The 24,574-nt window shown below is 59.9% G+C and carries 18 protein-coding genes and 1 pseudogene; 7 read left to right on the forward strand and 12 right to left on the reverse strand.

The genetic code is table 11. The features are described from left to right. The first annotated feature begins 428 nt into the window (after positions 1 to 428). From BT119_RS06325 to BT119_RS06345, 5 genes are all read left to right on the forward strand, one after another. Positions 429 to 1,217, forward strand: coding sequence for a MetQ/NlpA family ABC transporter substrate-binding protein (locus BT119_RS06325; protein WP_003432321.1), 789 nt, complete (start codon positions 429 to 431; stop codon positions 1,215 to 1,217). Then, positions 1,214 to 2,344: a methionine ABC transporter ATP-binding protein gene (locus BT119_RS06330; protein ID WP_072365118.1), complete on the forward strand. Its 1,131-nt coding sequence runs from the start codon at positions 1,214 to 1,216 to the stop codon at positions 2,342 to 2,344. Before BT119_RS06325 ends, BT119_RS06330 begins: the two co-directional genes overlap by 4 nt. After that, positions 2,334 to 2,978 carry a methionine ABC transporter permease gene (locus tag BT119_RS06335; RefSeq protein WP_044308745.1) on the forward strand — a complete coding sequence of 215 codons (645 nt, stop codon included), beginning with the start codon at positions 2,334 to 2,336 and terminating at the stop codon, positions 2,976 to 2,978. The genes BT119_RS06330 and BT119_RS06335 overlap by 11 nt, the downstream gene beginning before the upstream one ends. 56 nt (positions 2,979 to 3,034) lie before the next feature. Continuing rightward, positions 3,035 to 3,661: a class I SAM-dependent methyltransferase gene (locus tag BT119_RS06340; protein ID WP_072365120.1), complete on the forward strand. Its 627-nt coding sequence runs from the start codon at positions 3,035 to 3,037 to the stop codon at positions 3,659 to 3,661. Between the two features lie 137 nt (positions 3,662 to 3,798). Then, entirely contained in the window at positions 3,799 to 4,299 is a 501-nt protein-coding gene (locus BT119_RS06345; protein ID WP_054081244.1) for a hypothetical protein, read from the forward strand. 52 nt (positions 4,300 to 4,351) lie between these two features. Here the strand turns inward: BT119_RS06345 and BT119_RS06350 are convergent, their stop codons facing one another. The 9 genes and pseudogenes from BT119_RS06350 to BT119_RS06390 all read right to left on the reverse strand — a co-directional run bounded on the left by BT119_RS06350 (position 4,352) and on the right by BT119_RS06390 (position 16,376). Beyond that, entirely contained in the window at positions 4,352 to 7,453 is a 3,102-nt protein-coding gene (locus tag BT119_RS06350) for an efflux RND transporter permease subunit (RefSeq protein ID WP_072365122.1), read from the reverse strand. After that, on the reverse strand, positions 7,450 to 8,535 hold the full coding sequence (locus BT119_RS06355) for an efflux RND transporter periplasmic adaptor subunit (RefSeq protein ID WP_072365124.1): 1,086 nt from the start codon (positions 8,533 to 8,535) through the stop codon (positions 7,450 to 7,452). The genes BT119_RS06350 and BT119_RS06355 overlap by 4 nt, the downstream gene beginning before the upstream one ends. After that, positions 8,532 to 9,650, reverse strand: a complete 1,119-nt coding sequence (locus BT119_RS06360) for an efflux RND transporter periplasmic adaptor subunit (RefSeq protein ID WP_003432315.1) — start codon at positions 9,648 to 9,650, stop codon at positions 8,532 to 8,534. Before BT119_RS06360 ends, BT119_RS06355 begins: the two co-directional genes overlap by 4 nt. Positions 9,651 to 9,932: 282 nt before the next feature. After that, positions 9,933 to 10,918: pseudogene (locus tag BT119_RS06365) on the reverse strand (RHS repeat-associated core domain-containing protein). A gap of 70 nt (positions 10,919 to 10,988) precedes the next feature. Beyond that, complete coding sequence (locus tag BT119_RS06370) at positions 10,989 to 11,939, reverse strand: RHS repeat-associated core domain-containing protein (RefSeq protein ID WP_072365126.1); 951 nt, start codon at positions 11,937 to 11,939, stop codon at positions 10,989 to 10,991. Positions 11,940 to 12,565: 626 nt separating this feature from the next. After that, positions 12,566 to 13,585 carry an ABC transporter substrate-binding protein gene (locus BT119_RS06375; RefSeq protein ID WP_003432311.1) on the reverse strand — a complete coding sequence of 340 codons (1,020 nt, stop codon included), beginning with the start codon at positions 13,583 to 13,585 and terminating at the stop codon, positions 12,566 to 12,568. A 38-nt stretch (positions 13,586 to 13,623) separates the two neighbouring features. Beyond that, positions 13,624 to 14,490, reverse strand: coding sequence for an ABC transporter permease (locus BT119_RS06380; protein WP_005744777.1), 867 nt, complete (start codon positions 14,488 to 14,490; stop codon positions 13,624 to 13,626). Between the two features lie 91 nt (positions 14,491 to 14,581). Beyond that, complete coding sequence (locus tag BT119_RS06385) at positions 14,582 to 15,463, reverse strand: ABC transporter ATP-binding protein (RefSeq protein WP_054081242.1); 882 nt, start codon at positions 15,461 to 15,463, stop codon at positions 14,582 to 14,584. A 16-nt stretch (positions 15,464 to 15,479) separates the two neighbouring features. After that, on the reverse strand, positions 15,480 to 16,376 hold the full coding sequence (locus tag BT119_RS06390) for a TauD/TfdA dioxygenase family protein (protein ID WP_003432305.1): 897 nt from the start codon (positions 16,374 to 16,376) through the stop codon (positions 15,480 to 15,482). Between the two features lie 217 nt (positions 16,377 to 16,593). Between BT119_RS06390 and BT119_RS06395 the strand changes: the two genes are divergently transcribed. Continuing rightward, the gene (locus BT119_RS06395; RefSeq protein WP_139271354.1) at positions 16,594 to 19,692 is read left to right on the forward strand and encodes an autotransporter domain-containing protein; all 3,099 of its coding nucleotides are present in this window, start codon (positions 16,594 to 16,596) and stop codon (positions 19,690 to 19,692) included. A 115-nt stretch (positions 19,693 to 19,807) separates the two neighbouring features. Here BT119_RS06395 and BT119_RS06400 read toward each other — a convergent pair whose 3' ends face one another. Further along, on the reverse strand, positions 19,808 to 21,034 hold the full coding sequence (locus tag BT119_RS06400; protein ID WP_058397814.1) for an MFS transporter: 1,227 nt from the start codon (positions 21,032 to 21,034) through the stop codon (positions 19,808 to 19,810). Positions 21,035 to 21,150: 116 nt separating this feature from the next. Here BT119_RS06400 and BT119_RS06405 point away from each other — a divergent pair, with 116 nt between their 5' ends. After that, complete coding sequence (locus BT119_RS06405; protein ID WP_072365128.1) at positions 21,151 to 22,413, forward strand: lipase family protein; 1,263 nt, start codon at positions 21,151 to 21,153, stop codon at positions 22,411 to 22,413. A 161-nt stretch (positions 22,414 to 22,574) separates the two neighbouring features. Here BT119_RS06405 and BT119_RS06415 read toward each other — a convergent pair whose 3' ends face one another. Beyond that, positions 22,575 to 23,357, reverse strand: coding sequence for a MetQ/NlpA family ABC transporter substrate-binding protein (locus BT119_RS06415; RefSeq protein ID WP_072365130.1), 783 nt, complete (start codon positions 23,355 to 23,357; stop codon positions 22,575 to 22,577). Positions 23,358 to 23,560: 203 nt separating this feature from the next. Further along, complete coding sequence (locus BT119_RS06420; RefSeq protein ID WP_072365132.1) at positions 23,561 to 24,511, reverse strand: sigma 54-interacting transcriptional regulator; 951 nt, start codon at positions 24,509 to 24,511, stop codon at positions 23,561 to 23,563. Positions 24,512 to 24,574 lie beyond the last annotated feature (63 nt).

The raw sequence follows: 24,574 nt of genomic DNA on the forward strand, positions 1-24,574 counted from the left end.
GCTCCCACGGGGCCGATGCGCTACGGGGATGCACACCGGCGTAGTTGATGACGACATGCGCCCCATGCTGAAGCGCCTGGCGTTGTACACAGATTTTGTGGGAGCGAGCTTGCTCGCGAAAGCGATTGGCCAGACGCCCTGTTTTCTGCGGCTGCACTGGCCTATTCGGGAGCAAGCTCGCTCCCACAGGACCGATGCGCTGCGGGGGGATGCACACCAGCGTAATTGGTGACGACATGCGCACCCACGCTGAAGCGCTTGGCGTTGTACACAGATTTTGTGGGAGCGAGCTTGCTTGCGAAAGCGATTGGCCAGACGCCCTGCTCTCTGTGGCTGCACTGGCCTATTCGCGAGCAAGCTCGCTCCCACAGGATCGATAAGCGCAAGACGTGGGAACGAGACTTAGGTATTTTTAAAAGGACCACATCATGAGCAAAACCCTCGCTGCACTGGCCCTCGGCCTGTTGACCCTGACCGCTTACGCTGACGATAAACCCCTGAAAGTCGGGACCACGGCAGCCTTCGCGATACCGCTGGAAGCCGCTGTCGAAGAGGCTGGCAAGCAGGGCCTGAAGGTCGAGCTGGTCGAGTTCACCGACTGGATCGCGCCCAACGTCAGCCTCGCTGCCGGCGATATCGACGTGAATTACTTTCAGCACATCCCGTTCCTGACCAATGCCAACGAAGCCGCTGGCTTCGGTTTGGTGCCTTACGCACCGGGGATCATCAACAACGTAGGTCTGTACTCGAAAAAGTACAAAAGCTTCGATGAGCTGCCGACCGGCGCCACCGTGGCCATCGCCAATGACCCGATCAACAGCGGACGCGGCCTGCAACTGCTGGCCAAGGCCGGGCTGATCACGCTCAAGGAAGGTGTTGGTTACAAGGCCACCGAAGAAGACATCACGGCCAACCCGAAAAAACTCAAGCTCATACAGGTCGAAGCCGTGCAACTGGTGCGAGCCTACGACGATGCCGATCTGGTGCAGGGCTACCCCGCCTACATCCGTCTGGCCAAGACCTTTCCCGCTGACTCGGCGATCCTGTTCGACGGCCTGGACCACCCGGAATACGTGATTCAGTTCGTGATCAAACCTGATCACAAGGATGACCCGCGGCTGGCGAAATTCGTCGACATTTACCAACACTCACCGGTCGTCCGCGCTTCGCTGGACAAGGTCAACGGCAAGCTTTATCAGGCCGGGTGGAAAGAATGACTGCGACCGCGCAACACCAATGGCCACTCGACACTGCGGGCGCAGGTCAACGGGCGCAACATGCCGAGCTGCACCCGGAGCTGAATCGCGCGCATGTGCGCTTCATCAACCTGGGCAAGACCTATCACGGCAAGCAAGGCACGGTGGAGGCGCTGGGCAATATCGATCTGGCCGTCCAGCGCGGCGAGATCTTCGGCATTATCGGCCGCAGCGGCGCAGGCAAATCCTCGTTGATCCGCACCATCAATCGCCTGGAACAACCGAGCAGCGGTCGCGTATTGGTCGATCAGGTGGACATCGGCGAGTTCGACGAAGACAAGCTGGTGGAGCTACGCCGACGCATCGGCATGATCTTCCAGCACTTCAACCTGATGTCGGCCAAGACCGTCTGGCAGAACGTCGAACTGCCGCTGAAGGTCGCCGGTGTGCCCAAGGAGCAACGCGCGCGCAAGGTCGCGCAGTTGCTGGAACTGGTGGGTTTACAGGACAAGCATAAGGCGTACCCCGCGCAACTGTCCGGCGGGCAGAAACAGCGTGTCGGCATCGCCCGCGCGCTGGTACACGACCCGGCGATTCTGTTGTGCGACGAAGCCACTTCGGCGCTGGACCCGGAAACCACCCAGTCGATCCTCGGCCTGCTGCGCGAGATCAACCAGCGCCTGGGCCTGACCGTCGTGCTGATCACCCATGAAATGGCGGTTATCCGTGATATCTGCCACCGCGTGGTGGTGCTGGAACAGGGGCGAGTCGTCGAGCAGGGGCCGGTATGGCAGGTGTTTGGCGACCCGCAGCACGACGTCAGCAAAACCTTGCTGGCTCCGCTGCAAACCGGGCTGCCGAAAGAGTGGGCAGAGCGCCTGAGCGATCAGCCGCAACGATCCGATGCGGCCCTGCTGCTGGACGTGCATTTCACCGGTGTCAGTGACGAAGGGCCGGATCTGGCCGCGCTGTTTGCCGCGCTGGGCGGCAAGGTGCAATTGCTGCAGGGCGGCGTCGAGCGGATTCAGGAACGGCCCATCGGGCATCTCATTCTGTCGGTTGCCGGCTCGCCACACAGCCGGGAAGAACTGCTGGCGCGCGCCCGCACACTGGCGCCACGCGCGGAGGTATTGGGTTATGTGGGTTGATCGCTTGCTGCAAGGCACCCTCGACACGTTTCTGATGGTCGGTGTGTCGTCATTGATCGCACTGCTGCTGGGCATTCCGCTGGCAGTGATTCTGGTCACCAGTTCCAAAGGCGGCATCTACGAAGCACCGGGGATCAACCGGGTGCTGGGTGGCTTCGTGAACCTGTTTCGTTCGATTCCGTTTCTGATCCTGATGGTCGCGCTGATTCCGTTCACGCGGATGATCGTCGGCACCACCTATGGCGTATGGGCAGCCGTCGTGCCGCTGACCATTGCCGCCACGCCATTCTTTGCGCGGGTCGCTGAAGTGAGCCTGCGGGAGGTCGATCATGGTCTGGTTGAGGCCGCGCAAGCGATGGGCTGTCGGCGCTGGCATATCATCTGGCATGTGCTGCTGCCGGAGGCGCGTCCCGGTATCGTCGGCGGCTTTACGATCACGCTGGTGACCATGATCAACTCATCGGCCATGGCCGGTGCCATCGGCGCAGGCGGGCTGGGCGATATTGCCTATCGCTATGGCTATCAGCGCTTCGACACGCAGGTGATGTTGACAGTGATTGTCTTGCTGGTAGCGGTCGTCGCGCTGGTGCAGCTGGGCGGGGACCGGCTGGCACGCAGCTTCGACAGGCGCTGAGCAGCCGCAACGCAGCGAGGGTATATTGGCGGTCTTCCTTTACCGGACCGCCCTTGATGAAACTCGATCCACAGACCCTTGCGCAGATCACCTCCGCGACCCTCGACAATTACAACCGCGTGGCCGACGACTTTCGCGAAGGCACCCGCGACCACGACGTCAGCCAGAACATCGACGCCCTGCTGCGGCATATCGAAGGATCGGCACCCTGGCAGATTCTCGATTTCGGCTGCGGGCCGGGCCGCGACCTGAAAACGTTTACCGCGATGGGCCATGTGGCGGTCGGGCTCGACGGGTCCGAACGTTTCGCCGAGATGGCCCGTGCCGAGACCGGATGCGAAGTGCTGCAACAAAACTTCCTCGAACTCGACCTGCCGCACGGCCGCTTCGATGGCGTTTTCGCCAACGCGGTGCTGTTTCACATCCCCAAACAGGAGCTGCCGCGCGTCCTGCGTCAGTTGCATGACGCGCTCAAGCCGGGCGGCGTGCTGTTCAGCTCCAACCCGCGTGGTGAGAATCAGGAAGGCTGGAACGGCGAGCGTTACGGCGCTTATCACGACCTGGAATCATGGCGCACATTGCTGACCGAAGCCGGCTTTATCGAACTGGAGCATTACTACCGCCCCGCCGGATTGCCGAGAGAGCAGCAGCCGTGGCTGGCGAGTGTCTGGCGGCGTCAGTGATGTCCGGCGCTGTGCAGTCCGCGTGCTGTTACTTCTGACAGTATCGGCAAATACTCACGCGCCTTAGGATGGACTCCCATCCGCCTACGCAGGCGGCTGGCAATGGAATCCATTTGAACCGATCAAAGGAACTGATCATGGCGACCGAATTCGTGAAAAACGGCAACTTCAGCGACGATCTCAAGTACTGGGCAGCACCGGAGGGCTTTGATCCTGACTTCAAGCCGTGGCCCGCAGGGGATGGGCAGAGCATCAAACTGGATGCGACTGGAGTGACCGTAAGCCAATTTATCAATGCGCTGCCTGACTCTACCCTGCATATCGAGTTCGATGTGCACAGCGCAGACCTGAAATTAGACGAGGCGCTCTTTGTTATAGCCGTGGGAGGTTACAACAAAGAGGGCGCGCTGAATCTGACACCGGTCATTGGCCTCGCCACTGAAGAGTGGGAACATTTTTCAGGCGACATTACGTTCGGAGAAGCGCTTGAAAAATGCTTCGTGAATCTGTCGGCGCCTTCGAACACGTTCCGCTTCTCGCTCTCAAACTCAAGGCTGGCTTCACCGTACGGCCCGGTACGGTTCGCCAACCTCAGCCTGTCCACGATCGACGTCAAAGACGCAGACGAGACCGACTGATTGCCGGGTCGGCAGCCCTGCCCCGCGTCACAGGCGGCAGGGCACGCCGACCTCAATGCGCTGGCTGCGCGTGCTCGCCGTCATCCTTGTCAGCCGCTTCGCCACGCTGTTCGTCGGTCGGTTCCTTGATGCGATACCAGGCCACGTACAACGCTGGCAGGAACAGCAAGGTCAGCAGCGTGGCGATGATGATGCCGCCGATCATGGCGTAGGCCATCGGCCCCCAGAACACCTCACGGGCGATTGGAATCATGCCCAGGCTGGCCGCTGCCGCCGTCAACAGGATCGGACGACGGCGATGCTCGGTGGCTTCGACCACAGCGTCCCAAGGCAGATACCCACTGCGCTCATAGGCATCGATCTGGGTCACCAGAATCACCGAGTTGCGGATGATGATGCCGATCAGCGCCAGCACCCCGAGAATCGCCACGAACCCCAGTGGCGTCCCCGTCGGGATCAGCGCCAGCACCACACCGATTAGCCCCAGAGGCGCGACACTGGCCACCAGAAACATCTTCTGAATGCTGTGCAACTGAATCATCAGGAACGTCGCCATGAGGAACAGCATCAGCGGCGCAACGCTGGCAATCGGCCCCTGCGCCTTGCTGCTTTCTTCGACCGTACCGCCGGTTGCAACCTTGTAGCCGACCGGCAGACCTGCGGCAAACTTGTCGATTTCCGGTTGCAGCTGCTTGACCAGATCAGTCGGCTGAATTGCATCGCGGACCGCGCCTTTCACCGTGATGGTCGGCTTGCGATCGCGGCGCCAGACCAATGGCTGCTCCAGCTCGTAACCGACCGTGGCGAACGCCAGCAGCGGGATCGACGTGCCGGCCGGCGTCACGATCTGCAGGTTCTGCAGGGTTTCCGGTGTGCCGCGCTCGGCATCTTCAGCACGCCCGATCACGTTGATCAGGTAGATATCATCGCGCACCTGGGTCACGGTAGAACCACTGACCACGCTGTTCATCAGCTTGGCGACATCTTCCGACGACAGACCCAACTGCCGGGCCTTGTCCTGGTTGATGTCGATGCGCAGGACCTTGCCCGGCTCGTTCCAGTCGTAGATCACTTCGCCCACATGCGGGTTGTGATCGAGCAGCGTAGCCAGTTCGATAGCGTGCTGGCGTACCTTGTCGATGTTCTCGCCGCTGACGCGATACTGCAACGGACGACCCACCGGCGGGCCCATTTCCAGCGCCTGCACATAGGACCCGATGCCGACGAAGTCATCACGCAGGCGTTTTTGCAGACGGGCAGTCAACGCGCCACGCTCCTCCAGGCCTTTACTGACAATCACCAGCTGGGCGTAGAACGGATTTTCCAGCTGCTGATCGAGCGGCAGGTAGAAACGCAACGCGCCCTGGCCGATGTAGGTGCTCCAGCGCTCGATGTCCGGATCGTCCTTGAGGCTCGCTTCAAAACGATCCACCACCTTGCGCGTCTCGTTGATCGAGGCGTTCTGCGGCAGGTTCAGGTCGACCAGTATTTCCGGGCGGTCCGAAGACGGGAAGAACTGGTTCTGCACGAACTGCATGGAGAACAGCGACGCGGCGAACAACCCTACCGTGATGGCAATCGCCAGCCAGCGATGACGCATGGCCCAGAGCATGCTGCCGTTGAATGCCCGGCCTATGCGGCCCGGCTCTTCGGATTTGGGCTTGATGTTGGCGCTCAGAATGTGCACGCCGATCACCGGCGCAAACAGCACGGCAACCACCCACGACACCAGCATCGCTACGGCAATCACGGCAAACAGCGTGAATGTGTACTCCCCCGCCGAGCTGTTGTTCAGTCCGATCGGCACAAAGCCAGCCACAGTCACCAGCGTACCGGTGAGCATCGGGAACGCTGTCGAGGTGTAGGCGTACGTCGCGGCCTGCTCCTTGGATTCGCCCATTTCCAGCCGTGTGACCATCATTTCCACGGTAATCATGGCGTCATCCACCAGCAGGCCGAGGGCGATGATCAGCGCGCCGAGGGAAATCCGTTGCATGGTGATGCCGCTGTATTCCATGAACACGAACACCATCGCCAGTACCAGCGGAATCGAACACGCAACCACCAGCCCTGCGCGAAACCCAAGACTGACGAAGCTGACCAACAGCACGATAATTACCGCCTCGAACAACGCGCTGGTGAAGCCGCCCACAGCCTTGTTCACCACCTCGGCCTGATCCGAGACCTTGTGCACACCAATGCCGACTGGCAGCTCCGCTGTGGTAGCGTCCATACGTTCGTGCAGCGCCTTGCCGAAGGACTGGATGTTGCCGCCCTTCTGCATCGCGATGGCCAGGCCGATCGCCGGTTTGCCATCGAAGCGGAACAGCGGCTTGGGCGGATCGGTGTAGCCGCGGGTGATGTCAGCAATGTCGCTCAGACGGTAAAAACGGTCATTGATGCGCAGATTGACCGCAGCCAGATCCTTCTCGGACGCGAACTGCCCGGAGGTGCGTACCGAGATCCGCTCCGGCCCGGCTTCGATAACACCGGCAGGCGTCACCGCGTTCTGCGATTGCAGGCTTTGCACCACCTGGCTCTGGTCGATGCCCAATGCTGCGAGTTTGCGTGTCGAGAAGTTCAGGTACACCACTTCGTCCTGCTGACCGATCATCTCGACCTTGCCCAGGCCGGGCACGTCGCGGATGTCGGCGCGAACCTTCTCGACGTAGTCCCGCAACTGACGCATCGAGAAACCGTCTGCAGTAAACGCATAGATCGAGCCGTATACATCGCCGAACTCGTCGTTGAACGACGGGCCTTGCAGCCCCTGCGGGAACTGGCCACGGATGTCATCGACCTTCTTGCGCACCTGATACCAGATTTCCGGTATCGCCTTGGCACTGGTGGTGTCACGCAGGTACACGAAGACTGTGGACTCGCCCGGTCGTGTGTAGCTCTTCACGTAGTCCAGCGAGTCCAGTTCTTCGAGCTTCTTCTCGATGCGGTCGGTGACCTGCTCGAGGGTCTCGTCCACCGTCGCGCCAGGCCAGCGGGTCTGGATAATCATGGTCTTGATGGTGAAGGACGGGTCTTCCTCGCGCCCAAGCTTCATGTAGGAAAACACGCCCATCAACAGCGCGACGAACATCAGGTACCAGACGAACGACTGATGCTTGATGGCCCACTCGGATAAATTGAAATTCCCTTTCATCGCGGGCTTTCCTCATCGACTTTGACTTTCTGGCCCGGCTTGAGGCTGTTGACGCCCGCGCTCACCACTTTTTCACCCGCTTTGACGCCATCGGTCAGCACGAAAGAGTCGCTGTCACGGCTGGCAATAGTGACGGCTCTGGGGTTGACCGTCTGGCTCTGCGGATCGACGATCCAGATCTGGCGTTTGCCATCGACTTCCTGCAGGGCATTGATCGGCAGGCGCATGCGCGGTGTGATGGTCGAACTGAGCGTCACGCTGATGGCCGTGCCCAGGCGGAACGCCGCTGGCGTTTGCGCCAGCGACAGACGCGCACGACGAGTACGCGTCGTGCGGTCGGCCTGGGGTTCGATTTCACGAAGGGTGGCGGTGGTGTTCACTTCCGGATTCAGCTGACTGGCGACGGTGAATACCACGTCGGACGGCAATTGGTCGGCCAGTGTATCGGGCAGGTCGATCACCGCTTCCTTGATGTCCGGCCGCGCCAGGGTCACGACCTCCTGACCGGCTGTCACCACCTGCCCGGCTTCGACTTTCCATTCGGTGACCACTGCGTCGTGATCACTGCGCAGCTCGCTGTAACTCAATTGGTCGCGGGCCTGTTGAGCCGCGGCCTTGGCCTGTTCCTGCGACGAGCTGGCGGTCTTCAGATCGGTCAGGGCGATGTCCAGTTGCGCCTGGGCACCGACACCGCGATCGAACAGTTCCTGCTGGCGGCGAGCATTGGCCTGGGCGTTGATGTACTGCGCCTGAACATTGGCCAGATCGCCCTGCCGGGCACGCACTGTATTCTGTTGATCGGTCGGATCGAGGGTTGCGAGCAAATCGCCTTTCCTGACTTCAGCGCCGACGTCGACGTCGCGCCGGGCGATGCGCCCCGCGACCCGAAAGCCCAGCACACTTTGATAACGCGCCTGGATATTGCCGGCAAAGCGCCCGAAATCCTGGACGGACTCAGGTCGGGCTTCGACGAAGACGACAGGACGCACCGGTTCAGGAGGTGTTTCATCCTTGCCACAACCGCTCAATAGTAAGCCGCTCAACAAAAGGCTGCCCAGCGCTACGCATGACAGACGCTTCATGGCTGCACCTGTGCGTTCTGCTGCTTGGGCTGTTCGGCAATGTCGACCTGCATGTCCGGGTGTAACAACTGTCCGCCTGCCACCACGACTTTCTCTCCACTCTTGAGCCCGTCGCCGATGATGACTTTGGCGGTCAGGTAACGGGTGACGGTGACCTTGCGCAGATTGACCTTGCCCTGCTCGTCCACCACCCACACGGCAGGCTTGCCCAACTGCTCGCCGAGGTCCTTGGTCAGCGCCGCCCATGGCAACTCGACACTGGCATTGGCCGGTGCGCTCAGTGCCACGCTGACCACCGAGCCGAGGTCCATGCCTTCAGGCAGCGGGTCCAGCGCGATCTTGACCTGCAAGGTGCCGGTTTGCGCCGACACCGCCGGGGTCACTTCACGCACTTTGCCGCTGACCTTGATAGTCGGGTTATCGAGCAACGTGACCTGTACGGCCTGATCGGTGGGCGGCTTGACGAACAGGGACTCGTAGACGTTGAACACCGCATCGCGATCACCGTCGCGCGCCAGATCGAAAATCGGCATGGTGGCCTGCACCACTTGCCCGACTTCAGCCTGACGCGCGGTGATCACACCCGGTGCGTCAGCGACCAGAGCGGTGTAACCCAGTTGTTCACGGGCATTGGCCAATTGCGCCTGCGCCGCCTTCAACGAACTTTCACTGCCGCGCAAGGCGGCCTGTGCAGAGTCATACTCGCTGCGGCTGGTATAGCCCTTGGGCAACAATTTTTGTTGTCGGACGAAAGCAGCGCTGGCCTGATTCACGCGGGCCTGCTCGGCGGCCACAGCAGCAGCGGCCGAGTCGACATTGACCTGCAGATCCTTGGGGTCGAGCCGCGCCAGCACCTGCCGGGCAGTGACCCGGTCGCCCACATCGACATTACGCTGAATGATCTTGCCATTGACTCGGAATGAAAGCCGGGTCTGTACCCGCGCCTGAACATCACCGGTCAGGGCGACACTGGCGGCGAAGTCGGCACTTTTTACCGTCTGCACATAAACCCTGGGCAGTTCGGGCGCCGCCGGTTTTTCCTCGCCACAACCGGCCAGCGCCGCCAATGCAGCAGCCAGACCGAACGTAACCAGTCTTGAAATACGAACGGGCATGCAGACTCCTTGTGCAACTGCCGGATGCGGGCGTGATCAGGGCGAGAGAATAGCGTGAGTATGCGACTGTGCGCGAGAGGGAGGGTTCATTAACTGGGCAGAAAGTGGGTAGACAAGAAAGACCTTCAAATGACTGATTGGCCTAAAGGAACTCAGCGCATATGTTGAGTTTTGCCGGTTCGAATTTCGGCGGGAACGTTGCCTTGAGCGTCACTGCCGAAATTAAACGTAGCTTATCGATTAAGCCAACGATTCAGTACCCTGGCGAATGTTAGTCGGCAGCTATTCAGTAATCGTTGGCATCTTGTGGACACGAAATAAAGCCTTTTTAAAATTAAGCTCTGTTATATTTTTGGATGTATGGTCAACTCTTCTGCGAACAGACGACCTTGCCGGTGCAAGGTTTGATGATAGTTTTGCTCGTGGCAATGTAAAGGGTGCGCCCTGCAACCCAGCAGCGGTTTCCCAAGGTGATTGAAGTGTAAATTTTATCGAGTTTCTGATTGGCAAACCAGGGGCCCGGCTAGCAAGCTCGATCCTCTCCAGGTCAGGGATTGAACGCCCCACTCCAGCAGCCTTCTTTACAATTGAACTCAGAGCAAAACCAACGCCCGCAACAGCTAACACACTGCCCACGCCCATAAGCACCCCACTGAGCGTTGGATTCGATTCTTTTACGTGAGTAGACACATAAATTGACCCACCTCCAGTGAGCAATAACCCAGCCGCCAAAACCCACTTAAGAAAGACGAAAAATGCCCGGTCGGGTCTATGTATTTGATCGGATTGTTTAGCCCATACGCATACGCATTCAACCCACCCTCACCAAAGGGGCTAAAACTGTCCGGGCTGTTAAAGCGCATCAGCACCGGGCTGTAGGCGCGATAGCCATTGCCGAGCAGGTAATGGCCGGTTACCGGGTCAGGCTGCTCGCCGTTGAAACCGGGTAGTTCTGCAATAGCCTGCTCGGCTTGACGATGCCCGAACGGCGTGTAGGCGATATCAGCCTGCCTCCCGTCTTCGCTCGCGTGCAGAACGCTGTTGCGCAGGTCGCCGGCGGTCAGCGTCGTCACGACTTCTTCGCCCTCGCGACTCTGCTGCGCCAGTAACTGGCCGCCTGCGCGGACACAGGTTCGTTGCCTGTCGCCCTGCAACTCGGTCATCAGTTTCTCGCCGTTGTAGAACCGGTTGGAGATGGCCTGAGCCAGCGGGTTCAATGTGGAGACACGGTCCAGAGGGTCGTAGGTGTACTTGCAGAGGGTAGCCATTATCTTTCCCTGATGATGGAGTAAGAGTTCAGGTGAATCAGGCTGGAGAATTCATGTACAGATAAACGTATCAGTACATCATGCGACTCAATTCGTCTGCCGGATCACCCCAAGGGCGTGTTCCTCGAATGGCGCTAGCGGTATCAGCGAACTCACTTTTTAAACTTGAACGCCTATCATTGAGCAGTTTTATATCTGCCCCTGCATCCTCCCAACGCTTGATGCGCGGGTTGAATGTCCTAACGGCTAGCACTGGAATCACCATGCCTATTGCAGTCGCGAGCAAAACATCCTTGGCAGGGCCGTCAGGGTCGACCGCGTTGATTACACGGCTTACGGTAAACACGGTGCTCGCTGCGATCTGACCGAGTGCCGAGGAAGCTGTCAGTTTCGTTGATAGCGGAGCATTGCCCTTGGCGACAGCCTTTATCGCAGGAACAGCCGCTTTTACACCCAAGTAAGCACCGAACAAACCGAGCCCTATCCACACAAATGAAAGTATCTGACTCTCATCTATCTTATGCCCGGTCGGATCAGACCGATTAACCGGATCACCCGCGCAGTACGCATAGGCATTCATACCACCCTTGCCAAACGGACTCAGGCTGTCAGGACTGTTGAAACGCATCAAAACGGGATTGTAGGCGCGATAACCATTGCCCAGCAGATAATGACCGGTCAATGGGTCGGGTCGCTCACCGTTGAAGCCTGGCAGTTGGTTCAACGCTTGCCCATGCCCATAGGGGGTGTAAGCGATAGGGTCAGACAAGCTGGCCGATACGGTGTGGAGCACGCTGTGCTGTTGGTCCGAGCCGATCAACAGCGTGGCGAGCGCTGACTGCGTGGCCAGCAACTGACGACCGTGATGCAGGAAACGAAGGTGTTCTGCGCCCTGAATCTCGCTGACCAAGGTGTCGGACTGATAGTACGAGCGGGCAATGGTCCCTGCCGCAGGCGTGCGAGCCGCGAGCCGGTCAAGCGCGTCGTAGCGGTAACGGCACAGAGTAGTTTGCTGGCGCATGGCGAGTAACCGGAGTGGTCTTGATTAGCGAGACAGGCCTCTTCAAGCACACAATGCATTGCAGGGACCGCAGCGGCTACTCGTAGAACTGCTAGGTTGCATCAGGGATGTCAGGGGTTCTGGACGCATTCCAGCGAGCGCTCCAGCTCGGCCTTGGCCATATTGATCAGATGCCTGCTGCTAAACAAACAAGGGTGGCGACTTTGACGCGGGTTAGCAGACCGGTAGAGAACACAGACCCGGCGCACTCGAAAGTGCCCCACGCAAAGCCGCCATAAAACGGTAATTGCGCTGCGTGTCTCTGGACAGGCTGCTAAACCCGATCGCTGAAAAACCAGCGACCGACGCAGCCTAGTGTGCGGATTTGGCAGGCGCAAGGGCCCGGGATTTTCTAGGAAAGGTCATACGCAGGAAAGAGAAAAGACTGAAAGAAAGGTCCTGCAGGACAGGTTTTTCGTGAGCGGAAGTAACCTGATTTGTTCAGAAGAGGACGCAGAGCGTCCAGAACGGCATTCCCACGCTGGAGCGTGAGGAACGATAGGCGCCCGGGAGATCTTCTATCGTTCCTCACGCTCCGCGTGGGAATGCCCTTCATGACGCTCCGCGTCATCTTCAAAACGCGTCGATCAACTGCCCTCGGTGCCGTGCGCTTCTTCGAAGAAGTAGTCCTTCCAGCTCGCCGCCTTGTTTTTCAACACGCCCAGCTCATGCAGTTTCTCGGCGTAGATAAAGGTGCGCTGCGGCGTGACGGTGAAGTCGATTTCCGGGTCGGCGACGATTTTCTCTACCAGTGGCAACGGCAGCTTCGATTGCTCGACGCGGATGTAGGTCTGCGCGGCAGCAGGCTTGTCGGCTTTGATGATCTTCTCGGCTTCGGCCAGCGCGTCGTAGAACGCCTTGTAGGTCTTGGGGTTTTCGTCGTGGAATTTCTCGGTGGTGTAGAGCACGTTGAACGTCGCCTGGCCGCCCAGCACGTCATAGGAACTGAGCACCTTATGCACGTTGGGGTTCTCCAGTTCCTGGTACTGGAACGGCGGGCTGGAGAAGTGCGAGTTGATTTCCGAACCACCGGCAATCAGCGCGGAGGTCGCGTCCGGGTGCGCGAGGCTGACCGAGATGTTGTCGAATTTCTTGTAGTTGTCGTTACCGAACAGCTTGGCGGTTTCGATCTGCAATGTGCGCGACTGGAAGCCCACGCCCGCAGCCGGTACGGCGATGCGGTCCTTTTCGGTGAAGTCCTTGAGGGTCTTGACGCTGGGGTTGTTGGTCAGCAGGTAATTGGGCATCGAACCCAGCGAGGCAATCGCCTTGACGTTCTGCTTGCCCTTGGTGCGGTCCCAGACGGTCAGCATCGGCGGCACGCCTGCCGACACCACGTCAAGCGCGCCGGCCAGCAGCGCTTCGTTCATCGCCGTGGCACCGGAGATGCTGTTCCAGTCGACCTTGATATCCAGACCCTGCTCCTTGCCGTGTTTCTCGATCAGCTTCTGATCGCGCACCACGTCGAGGATCAGGTAGCCGATGCCGAATTGCTGAGCGATGCTGATCTTGCCTTCAGCCTGAGCGCCGCCACTGAGCAGCGCGCCAAACAAGCCAAGCGTCGCCGCCAGCACAGTCAGTGCCGGGCGTTGAAATGCAGTGTTCATGTGGTTCCCACCCTGATTATTCAAAAAAAGACGGCGTTTCAACGCTGCATGCCCCAGCGCTTGACGGTCAGGCGCTCTATGTTGGCGAACAGCAGGTTCTCGACCAGCAGGCCGATGAGGATCACCGCTGCCAGACCGGCAAAGACCTTGTCGGTATACAGCTCGTTACGGTTCTGGAAGATGTACCAGCCCAGACCGCCCTTGCCGGAGGACGCGCCAAACACCAGCTCGGCGGCGATCAGCGTGCGCCAGGCAAAGGCCCAGCCGATTTTCAGACCGGCGAGAATCGATGGCAGCGCAGCAGGAATCAGGATGTGCCAGACAAAGCGCAGGCCTTTGAGACCATAGTTGCGCCCGGCCATGCGCTGGGTTTCCGAGACACCGAGAAAGCCCGCATAAGTATTGAGCGCCAGCGCCCACAGCACCGAATGCACCAGCACGAAGATCAGGCTGTTCTGGCCCAGCCCGAACCACAGCAGCGCCAGCGGCAACAGGGCAATGGCCGGCAGCGGATTGAACATCGCAGTCAGCGTGCCGAGCAGGTCGCGGCCCAGTTGGGTGGACACTGCCAGGGTGGTCAGGGCGAACGCCAGCACGATGCCGATCAGGTAGCCCTGAATCAGTACGGTCAGGGAAATCCACACCTTGCCTGGAAGCTCGCCAGAGATCAGCCCGTCATAAAAGGCGGCCGCCGTTTGCAGAAAGCTCGGCAACAGCAGGTCGTTGTTCTGCAGACGTGCAGCCAGTTCCCAGATCACCGCCAGGGCGATCATGATGACGCATTTGCGCACCCAGCCCAGTTGCCAGATGCGCTGTGCCAGGGGCAGGTCGCGGGCCAGGTCTTCCTGAGTGAAAGGCTCCAGCGTGATTTCATATTCTTCGCGAGCGGGAGGTGCGAGGCTCATGATTCGGGTTTCCCGGTAATCGTGTAGAGAGGACGCGGAGCGTCCTGAAAGGCATTACCACGCGGAGCGTGGGAACGATCAAGGCAGTCGCCTAGTAAGCAATCCGGATGTCCTGAAAATTCAGATCCTGCTCCACCGGCCCGGCCTCGCCCTCATCGAACAACAAACGATGAATACGCTGCGCGGTCTGCTGAAAGCCAACGCCGCCCAGGCTTTTCAGGTCGTATTGATGGCTGTTGATTTCCGCTCGTACGCGGCCCGGATGCGGTGACAGCAGCAGGATGCGGTTACCGACCACCAGCGCTTCTTCGATGGAGTGCGTGACGAACAGCAACGTAAAGCGCACCTCTTCCCACAGCTCAAGCAGCTCTTCCTGCATCTTGCGTCGGGTCAGTGCATCGAGCGCGGCAAACGGCTCATCCATCAGCAGGATTTTCGGCTGCATGGCCAAGGCCCGGGCAATCGCCACGCGGGCTTTCATGCCACCGGACAAGGTGTGCGGGTAGGCATCGGCAAACGCACTGAGGCCGACCTTTTCCAGGTAGTAACGTGCACGCTCCAGCGCTTCGGGACGCTTCAGGGTGCGCGATGCCAGCAGCGGAAACATGACGTTCTCGATCACGGTTTTCCACGGCGGCAACTGGTCGAATTCCTGAAACACCACGATGCGGTCCGGGCCAGGTTCGGTGACCTGATGACCCGCCAGACGAATCTCGCCCTCGCTGGGCCGGATGAACCCGGCTACGGCTTTGAGCAATGTGGACTTGCCGCAACCGGATGGGCCGAGCAGCACGAAACGATCGGCCGGATCGACTTCGAAACTGACCTGATGCGTTGCCCGTACCACACGTTCTGGTGTGCGGTATTCGAGGCTGACGCCGCGAACTTGCAGCAAGGCTTCAGCAGTAGGCTGTTCAGCCGGTTGCGGTTGGGTGCTGGTGCTGGCCGTGTGGCCTTGCGCGACAGCATTCATGAACGGCTCTCCTGGATCAAAATGGCGCGGTGCCTTGAATGGTCGTGCGATGCAGTTTGCGACGCAGGTGCGCCGGGCAGCCGGCAGCCAGATGGATCAGGGAACGGTTGTCCCAGAACACCATGTCGTCGGCCTGCCACTGGTGCCGATAGATGTGCTCGGGCTTCACGCTATGGGCGTAAATCTCGTTGAGAATCTGACGGCTCTCGTCTTCCGGCAGACCGAGGATGCGCGTCGTGAAACCCTCGCTGACGAACAGCGCCTTGCGCCCGTTTTCAGGGTGGGTGCGAACGATCGGGTGGCTGACTTCCACCACCTGAGCCAGTTGCTCGGCGGTCAGGGTCGGACGCCAGTTGGCGGCGTTATGGCCCTCGGCGTAGCGTGCGGTGTAACTGTGCACCGCCGAGCGCCCTGCGACTGCATCGCGCAGGTGTTGCGGCAACGTTTCCCACGCCAGGTGCATGTCTGCAAACAGCGTATCGCCGCCTTCACTTGGCAGCTCCTGGGCGTAAAGCATCGAGCCCAGGCTCGGCAGCTCTTTGTAAGACAGGTCCGAATGCCAGTACTTGCCGGCATCGCCCAGGCCCACAGGCTTATCGTTCTCGACAATGTTGGAGACGATCAGGATTTCCGGATGGTTGGCCAACAGAAACTGCTTGAGCACATGGATCTGCAGCACCCCAAAACGCCGGCTGAAATCGATCTGCTGTTGCGGCGTGATCTGCTGATCGCGAAACACCACGACATGGTGATCCAGATGTGCCTGATGCACACGAGCGAAGTCGGCATCGTTCAACGGCCTGGACAGATCCAGCCCAACGATTTCAGCGCCCACCTTTTCGGTGAATGGACGCACTTCGAAGGATTGCGAAGCAGGTTGAGCGGACGATGAAGCGAGGGAGGCTGCTGGCATGAGAACTCCGACTCCAGGGCTGTGTGACTGAAAGACGAAACTCTATAGGTATAAGAAAGATAATTTAAATACCGTTAAGGAATATCCATAGTGCTGATTTTTTCACTGCCTCGCTGTGTAGCGTCAGCCAGCATAAATGTGTCACGACAGATACATCCAAGTGTAAGACCGCCTTGCTAGGGTCGGCGCCTCATCCGAATCGAGTGAAGCGCCCGCTATGCGATCCAATAAACCGGTTGCCCATGTAATGGTGTCGTCATTGATACTTTCGCTGCTTGCCGTCTCGGTTCAGGCAGCGAGCCGTGCCAATGACAATCGTATAAACGGTGTCGACCTGCTCTCCGGGTTCAACACCCTGTGGACGACCGGTGCGACCTGGGACACCGGCACGCCGACTGCCCTCGGTCAGAGCCTGCTGCGACGCAACCTGCAGATCGTGGTCGACCGCGCCAACTCGCGCACGCTGGCGCAGGAAACCGCCGCCTACTTCGATGACCGCCGCGACCAGAGCTACAGCGCCATCAGCGGCCTGGGCTCGCTGAGCGATGCTTACAAAGCCGGCGCGGGCGCGTTCACGACGATCACGCAATTCGACGACAGCAACAAAACCGTCAGGTACGACGACAAGGGCAATGGCGCAGGCAGTTCATCTTCGGCGCTGGGCAAGGTGGTCGACCTGGTCGGTGCCGTGCGCAACGATGCCTCCACGACTCCGGCCAAGTCCCACTATCTGTATCCACGGCCATGGCGGCAGAGCCTCGACGGACAGAGCCTGGCATTCGTCGTCGCGCCGTCCCTGCGCCCGGCCGAAAGCACCACGCCGGCCAGTGACTCGGGCTTCCCCAGCGGGCACACCAACGCTGCCTACCTGTCAGCCTACGCCTTGGCCTACGCGATCCCCGAGCGGTTCAGCGAGTTGATGCTGCGTGCTTCGGAAATCGGCGACAACCGCATCGAAGCGGGCATGCACTCGCCCTTCGACGTGATGGGCGGGCGAATCACCGCGACCTATTTCGCCATCGACAACCTGTCCAATTCCGCCAACACGCAATTGCGCGCCGATGCTCGCGCGCAGGCCCTGGCCTACTTCACCGCTCAGTGCGGCGGCGACGTCAACAATTGCATGACGGCCATCGACCCGGCCACCGATCGCACTTCCCAGCATGCGCAGGACAAGGCGCTGTATACCGCGCGCATGACCTACGGCTTCGACCCGGTCGGTCCGACCAATCTCGCGCCGGTCGTGCCGACCAACGCTGAAGTGCTGCTGGAAACACGTTTCCCGTACCTGGACGCCAGCCAGCGCCGCGAGATTCTGGCGACCACTGAGCTGTCGTCGGGCTACGCAGTGATCGATCAGTCAGGTGGCTACGGTCGCTTGAACCTGTATGCCGCAGGCGATGGTTACGGCGCGTTCAATTCCAACGTCACCGTCAACATGAACGCCAGCCTGGGCGGCTATAACGCCATCGACGCCTGGCGCAACGACATCAGCGGCAGCGGTGCGCTGATCAAGAACGGTACGGGCAACCTGATCCTGACCGGCAACAACACCTACTCGGGCGGCACGCTGATCAACGGCGGCACCCTGACCGGTCATGCCCAGGCCTTCGGCAGCGGCACGATCACCGACAACGCAACGCTGGTGGTCGATCAGTCCACCAACGACACCCTCGCCAACACCCTGACCGGCAACGGCGCGTTGATCAAACGCGGCGTCGGTTCACTGAACCTGACCGGCAACAGCAGCCTGTCCGGCGCGACCACCGTGCAGGCCGGTCGCCTGGCAGTGAATGGCAACCTCGGCAACTCCATCGTCAGCGTGCAGCAAGGCGCGACGCTGGGTGGCAACGGCACCGTTGGCGGCATCAACGTCGCTCAGGGCGGCGTGGTCGCACCGGGTAATTCGGTCGGGCAGCTGAACGTCAATGGTGACGTCAACCTGGCTCAGGGTTCGGTTTATCAAGTGGAATCGGACGCCAATGGCAATGCCGACCGCATCGTCGCCAGCGGCCGCGCGACGATCAATAACAGCACGCTGTCGCTGGTCGAAGGCGGTAACTGGCTGGCCGCCAGCCGTTACTCGATCATTTCCGCAGCCGGTGGCGTGAGCGGTGCATTTGCCGCCGTGCAAACCAACTTCGCGTTCCTTACCCCGACGCTGAACTACACCGCGACCGACGTAGGGCTGACGCTGGATCGCAACGCACAAACCTTCGCCAGCCTGGCGACCACGCGCAACGCCAAGGCGGTCGCGCAGGGTCTGGACAGCGCGGGCGCAGGCAACGCGCTATGGCGTCAGGTGGTGCAGGACGACGCCTCGACGGCGCAGGCCACGTTCAGCGCGCTGTCCAACGAGCTGCACGCATCGACTCAATCTGCGCTGATCGAAGACAGCCGGCTGGTGCGCAATGCCATGAACGATCGCATGCAACAAGCGCAGTCCGCGCAGTCATTCGGCAGCACAACACAAACCCTGGCCGGTGATGCCTCGCGTGGCGTGGTGTGGACCCAGGCCATCGGCGCGACCGGCCAGACCGACAGCAGCCGCGACGCCTCGGGCCTGGAAACCCGCACCAGCGGCCTGTTGTTCGGCGCCGACGTACCGCTCGACGACACCTGGCGTGTGGGTGCATTGGCAGGCTTCAGCAACAGCAGCTTCGACCTGCGCCACGCGTCTGGCTCGACCGACAGCGACAACTATCATCTGGGTGTCTACGGCGGCGCGAAATGGGGCCAACTGGGCCTGCGCCTCGGCGCGGTACGCACCTGGCATGAGCTGACCGCCAAGCGTACGCTGGACCTGCCGGGCTCGTCCGAGCACTTCAAGGAAGACTACAAGGCAGCGACCAATCAGGTCTTCGGCGAGCTGGGCTACTCCATCGAAATGGGCAATGCGCTGCTTGAACCCTTCGCCAACCTCGCCCATGTGCGCCTCGACACCGACGCCTTCGACGAGAACAGCAACGCCATCAGCCTGCAGAACAAATCCCAGGACAACCACATCACCTTCAGTACCCTGGGCCTGCGTGCAGCGACCCGCCTGAACGCTGGCAGCGTCGTGATCAAACCCAACGCCACACTGGGCTGGCGTCGCGCCTACGGTGACGTCACCCCGGAAAGCCGCTCAGCCTTCAGCGGCGGCAGCACCTTCGAACTCTCCGGCGCACCGATCGCCCGCAGCGCCGCCGTGCTCGGCGCAGGCGTCGACCTGGGGTTGAGCGATACGCTGAGCGTGGGCCTGAGTTACGACGGTCAGGTGAGTAACGATGCTTCGGATCAGTCGCTGAATGCTCGGGTGACGTTGGCGTTTTAAGGCTGAAGCGGCGGCTGCTCTCTGTAGGGGCGGAGAGTAGCCTGCCAAAGTTATCAGGGGGTCTGAGCGCTCTTGCGTTGACCCTCAATTCCATCCAGCTCTAACCCTCTCGTTTTCATTTCCCGACCTCCCGATCAGCCTCAGCAATCGAGGTCGGGAATGGGCTGCGTGCCTTTGCAAACCACCACAGGGCACCCGTCCCGATAACGCTCGTCAGCATGGCCAAACTCAGGATGACCTGGCGAATGCCCAAAGGCGCTGCGAGCAGGGCCACCAGCAAACCCGCCAGAGGCTGCGACAGGTTGTTGAGCAACGTGATCACGCCCACCGTCTTGCCGAAGTCCTGAGGCGGTATCACCCGCTGCCGGAGGGTGCGCATGTAGACGTTGAACATCTTGTCGAAGCCGACGATCAACAGAAACCCCAGCGCATAGCCAATCAGGTTCGGGCTCAGGGCGCTGATAAATGCCCCGATCGCGATCATTAAATACCCGACACCGCCCAGCACCCGCAAAGGCAGCACCACACGGGCCAGGAAGAACAGGATCACGATAGTGGTCACTGCCCCCGCCGCCTGCAGCCCTGCATAGTTATCCTTGCCTGCGCTGTACTCGCCGATGACCATGGCTGCCGAGGTCGCCAGAGTGACGCCGACAATCAGGTTGACCCCTACTGCCAGCGTGATGATCTTTTTCAACTCTGCCAGGCAACGGATATGCCCGAACGCAATCCGCAAGGGCTGCAGCCAGATGTCTTGATGCTGCTCGAACACTTCCAGCTTAAAACGGCCAAGACGTTGCCAAGCCAACATGCAGAGGTCTGCCAGCATGAATAGTCCGGCGGTCAACAGTACGACCCAGTACCAGGCCCACACCTCAAGTATCAGTGCCGCGACCAAGGGCCCGAGAACCAGCCCTGACTGGTCGGCGATCTGGGAATAGGACAACGTTTTGGTGTAGCTGTAGTGCTGAAAGATATGCGGCATGAGCACTTCGCGCGCCATGATGCCTTGCGTGGTCAGCACCCCGCACAATGCCGAGAGAACCACGAGCCATCCAATGCCACCAAAGAGTGCGTAGAACACCATCGCCAGCACGCAGAGCAATGCCCGGTAGACCTGGCTGATGTGCAGAATTCTGATAGGCGAATACTTGTCGCACAACGCGCCGCACAACGGAAACGCGAGAAACCTCGGTAACGATTCGACGAAAAACGCCAGCCCCGCCCATGAAGCGCTGTTGGTGGTCTGGAACACCACCAGCGGCACAATAAACAACAGGATCTGATCCGCCAGCCTGGACAGGAAAAGCGAGATGAAGAAAGCGAGGTAATCCTTGCGCATGAAGAACTCCGTTCAGTACTGGCAGCGCGTGCGTCAGTTATCATCGCTCAGGTCATAATCGGCTTGATACATCGATGCTGATGCGCTCTCTCCTGTCAGCTTGTGGAGAAATACCGATGAACTCATCGCCAAGGTATTCGGCCGTTCTGGCCACTCTGTTGATGGTCCTGCTCGCAGCTTGCAGCGCAGTGCCAGGCACTTCCATGAAAACTGTCGCCGTTGCCCAGTCAGACCCGGGCGAAGGCGGTGTTCCCGCATTTTACACATGGCCGGATAAAGTGCCGTCGACACCGGGCCAACTGCTGCGCTCGGAGCCGCTGACGGCCACGCAGAGCCTTGAGAGTGCCGGACAGAATGTCCGCATCCTGTACACCTCGACAGACGGGCTCAACAACCAGCCAGTCGCAGTGTCAGGAGCCTTGTTCATGCCCAAGGGTGAGCCGCCAAAGGGCGGATGGCCGCTGATGGCGTGGGCGCATGGCACGGTTGGTAGCGCGGACATCTGTGCGCCTTCCTTTGCCGGGCGCAGTGATCGCGACACGCGCTATCTGAATGAATGGCTCGGGCGTGGCTATGCGATTGTGGCTACTGATTACCAGGGTTCGGGCACGCCGGGGCTGCACCCGTTCGGGCTGAGCAGTCCGCTGGCGTATGGTGTGCTCGACAGCGTTCGTGCGGTTCAGAAGGCGGACTTCAATCTGTCTTCGCGGGTGGTTGTGTTCGGGCAGTCGCAAGGTGGCCGTGCCGCTTTCGCAACGGCCGTCTACCAGAAGACTTATGCGCCCGAATTGAACATTGTCGGAGTGGTTGCGACCGGGACGCCGTATCCGATGGCTCAATCGCATGAGAAACATGCCGGACCGGACACCTTCCGCGATCAGGTCACGCCATCGCTGGCCTATAACCTGTTGCGACTGAGTACTGCCGCGCTGATCGACCCGTCGCTGCATCCTGCCGATTACCTGAGCGACCGCGCAAAGCCCGCGTTCGAAACCAGTCAGCGTGAATGCCTGCAAGCCATCGAGCGCAAGGTGGTCGCGGATGGACTGACATTCAACAACAGCTTCAAACGCTCACCCGATAAGGCACTTGATCAGGTCAATCGCCAATCGGACTACCCGACGTTAAAGTCGGACATTCCGGTTTTTATCGGTACGGGAGGCAAGGATGTCATTTCACCTGTTCGCAGCCAGATCGCGCTGGTGAAAGACGCGTGCAAGGTCGGCGACCGCATCGAGTGGCATTACTACCCGCAGCTGGATCACTCGGGAGCGGTGAATGGCTCTCTGCCGGACTCGACGCGCTTTGTCGAGAAAGCGTTTTCGGGGGAGTTTATGGCGGGGAATTGTGGGGCGACGCAGAGCGTCGCACGACAGTGAGATGATCGTTCCTCACGCTCCAGCGCAGGAATGCCTTGCGTGACGCTCCGCGTCACAGGTCTGCGCCGCGCCATATGCTCAAAAGAGGACGCAAAGCGTCCAGAACGGCATGCGACGCGGAGCGTCGCACGATAGTTAGATTACGCACGACACTCAGAGGGTCAGAACGCAGGCAGTACCGCGCCGTCGTACTTCTTGTTGATGAAGTCTTTGACTTCCTGGCTGGTCAACGCTTTCGACAGCTTTTCGATGGCGTCGGTGTGAGCGTTGTCTTCGCGGGTGACGAGGAAGTTCACGTACGGCGAATCGGCACCTTCGATGATCAGCGCGTCTTTCTTCGGATTGAGCTTGGCTTCCAGCGCGTAGTTGGTGTTGATCAAGGCAAGGTCAACCTGCTTCAACGCACGTGGCAGTACAGCCGATTCCAGTTCGCGGAACTTGAAATTCTTCGGGTTGGTTGCGATGTCTTTCGGCGTGGACAGGGCGTTGGTCGGATCCTTCAGGGTGATGAGGCCACCTTTTTGCAACAGCAGCAGTGCGCGGCCTGCGTTGCTGCCTTCGTTTGGAATGGCGATGGTTGCGCCTTCAGGCAAATCAGCCAGCGTCTTGTACTTGCTGGAGTAGCCGCCGAACGGTTCGACGTGTACGCCCACGCCAGTCACCAGATTGGTGCCTTTGCCCTTATTGAAGCCATCCAGATAAGGCTTGGTTTGAAAATAGTTGGCATCCAGGCGTTTTTCGCTCAATTGAACGTTTGGCTGCACGTAGTCAGTGAAGACCTTGATTTCCAGGTCCACGCCTTCTTTGGCCAGGGTCGGCTTGATCAGCTCAAGGATTTCCGCGTGCGGTACTGGCGTCGCGCCGACGACCAGCTTTTCACCTGCGTGAGCCAGGCCAATGGAGAACACAGCCGCCAGAGCGGTCAGCAAAAACGTCTTTTTCATGCAATGTCCTTAACGAAAATCCGAGAGCGTCATCCAGAAATGACACCTTATTATTCAATGGTTTGTCACAGCTATCCGAACCCTGCGACATCACGCTGACATTACCGGTGTTTTATATTCCGATAAAATACTTTTTAATCGAGTGCTTATGCTTTTTTGCATCAGCATCTACTCTACCTCATCAGGACCGTGCTGGGGCGCGCTCAAGCAGGACGCCGCGCCAGCTCTGAGGTGACTGTTTCAAGCAATTGCCTGAGCGCGGACAGCTGCCTGCGATCACCACCATCGAGCAATAGCTGCGTCTGGCGCTCGATCAGCGTGAACGGATCGGCGATGTCCGGCAGATTGATATCTTCAGCCCGAATTTCATCACCGCTGCTGACCAGCAAGGCAAAGTGAATGACGTTCTCCAGTTCACGGGTATTACCGGGCCAGCTGTGAGCCTCCAGCGTGCGCTGCGCATCCTCGCTGATCAATTGCACCGGCAGATTCAGACGCTGGCTGTAGATCCCGACAAAATATTCGGCCAGCGGCAGGATGTTGCCCGGCTGCTCGCGCAACGCCGGCAGTTCAAGACGCCCCTCGCTCAGGTAGTGATAAAGCCGCTCGTGGAATTTGCCGGCAGCCACGGCCTGCGCCAGATCGATACTGGTGGCTGCGACCAGACGCACATCGACCGGGCTCGGCTGCTGCGCACCCACTCGCGTGACTTCGTGATTCTCAAGCGCCGCGAGCAGCTTGACCTGAATCGGCAACGGCAGGTCGCCGATTTCATCCAGATACAAGGTGCCACCGTTGGCCGAGCCAAACCAGCCTGCGCGGCTGCTGACCGTCCCACTGTGGGCTCCGGCGGCGTAGCCGAACAATTCGGCGTCGGCATAGGTCGGGCTGATCGCACCGCAGTTCACCGAAACGAATAAACCCGAGCGATCACTGCCGCGATGAATATGCCGGGCCAGCAACTCCTTGCCGGTCCCGGACTCGCCACGGATCAGTACCGGTAGAGAACGGGGAGCCAGTTGCTCCATTTCTTCACGCAATCGGCGCGAGCGTGGGTCGATGAACACCAGCGCCTTGGCGCGAATGCTCAGTGGGCTTTTTTCCGCATCGGGAAAGGTCAGCAGCGGCTGACCGAAGTTTTCGTGAAGGCTCATGACACACTCCCGCCTGAGCCCTTGCGATGGCTCAAGCGTTTAAAAAGACGGGACCCGGTGAGT

This window comes from Pseudomonas sp. NFACC10-1 (genome assembly GCF_900119195.1).
Lineage (GTDB): Bacteria > Pseudomonadota > Gammaproteobacteria > Pseudomonadales > Pseudomonadaceae > Aquipseudomonas > Aquipseudomonas cerasi.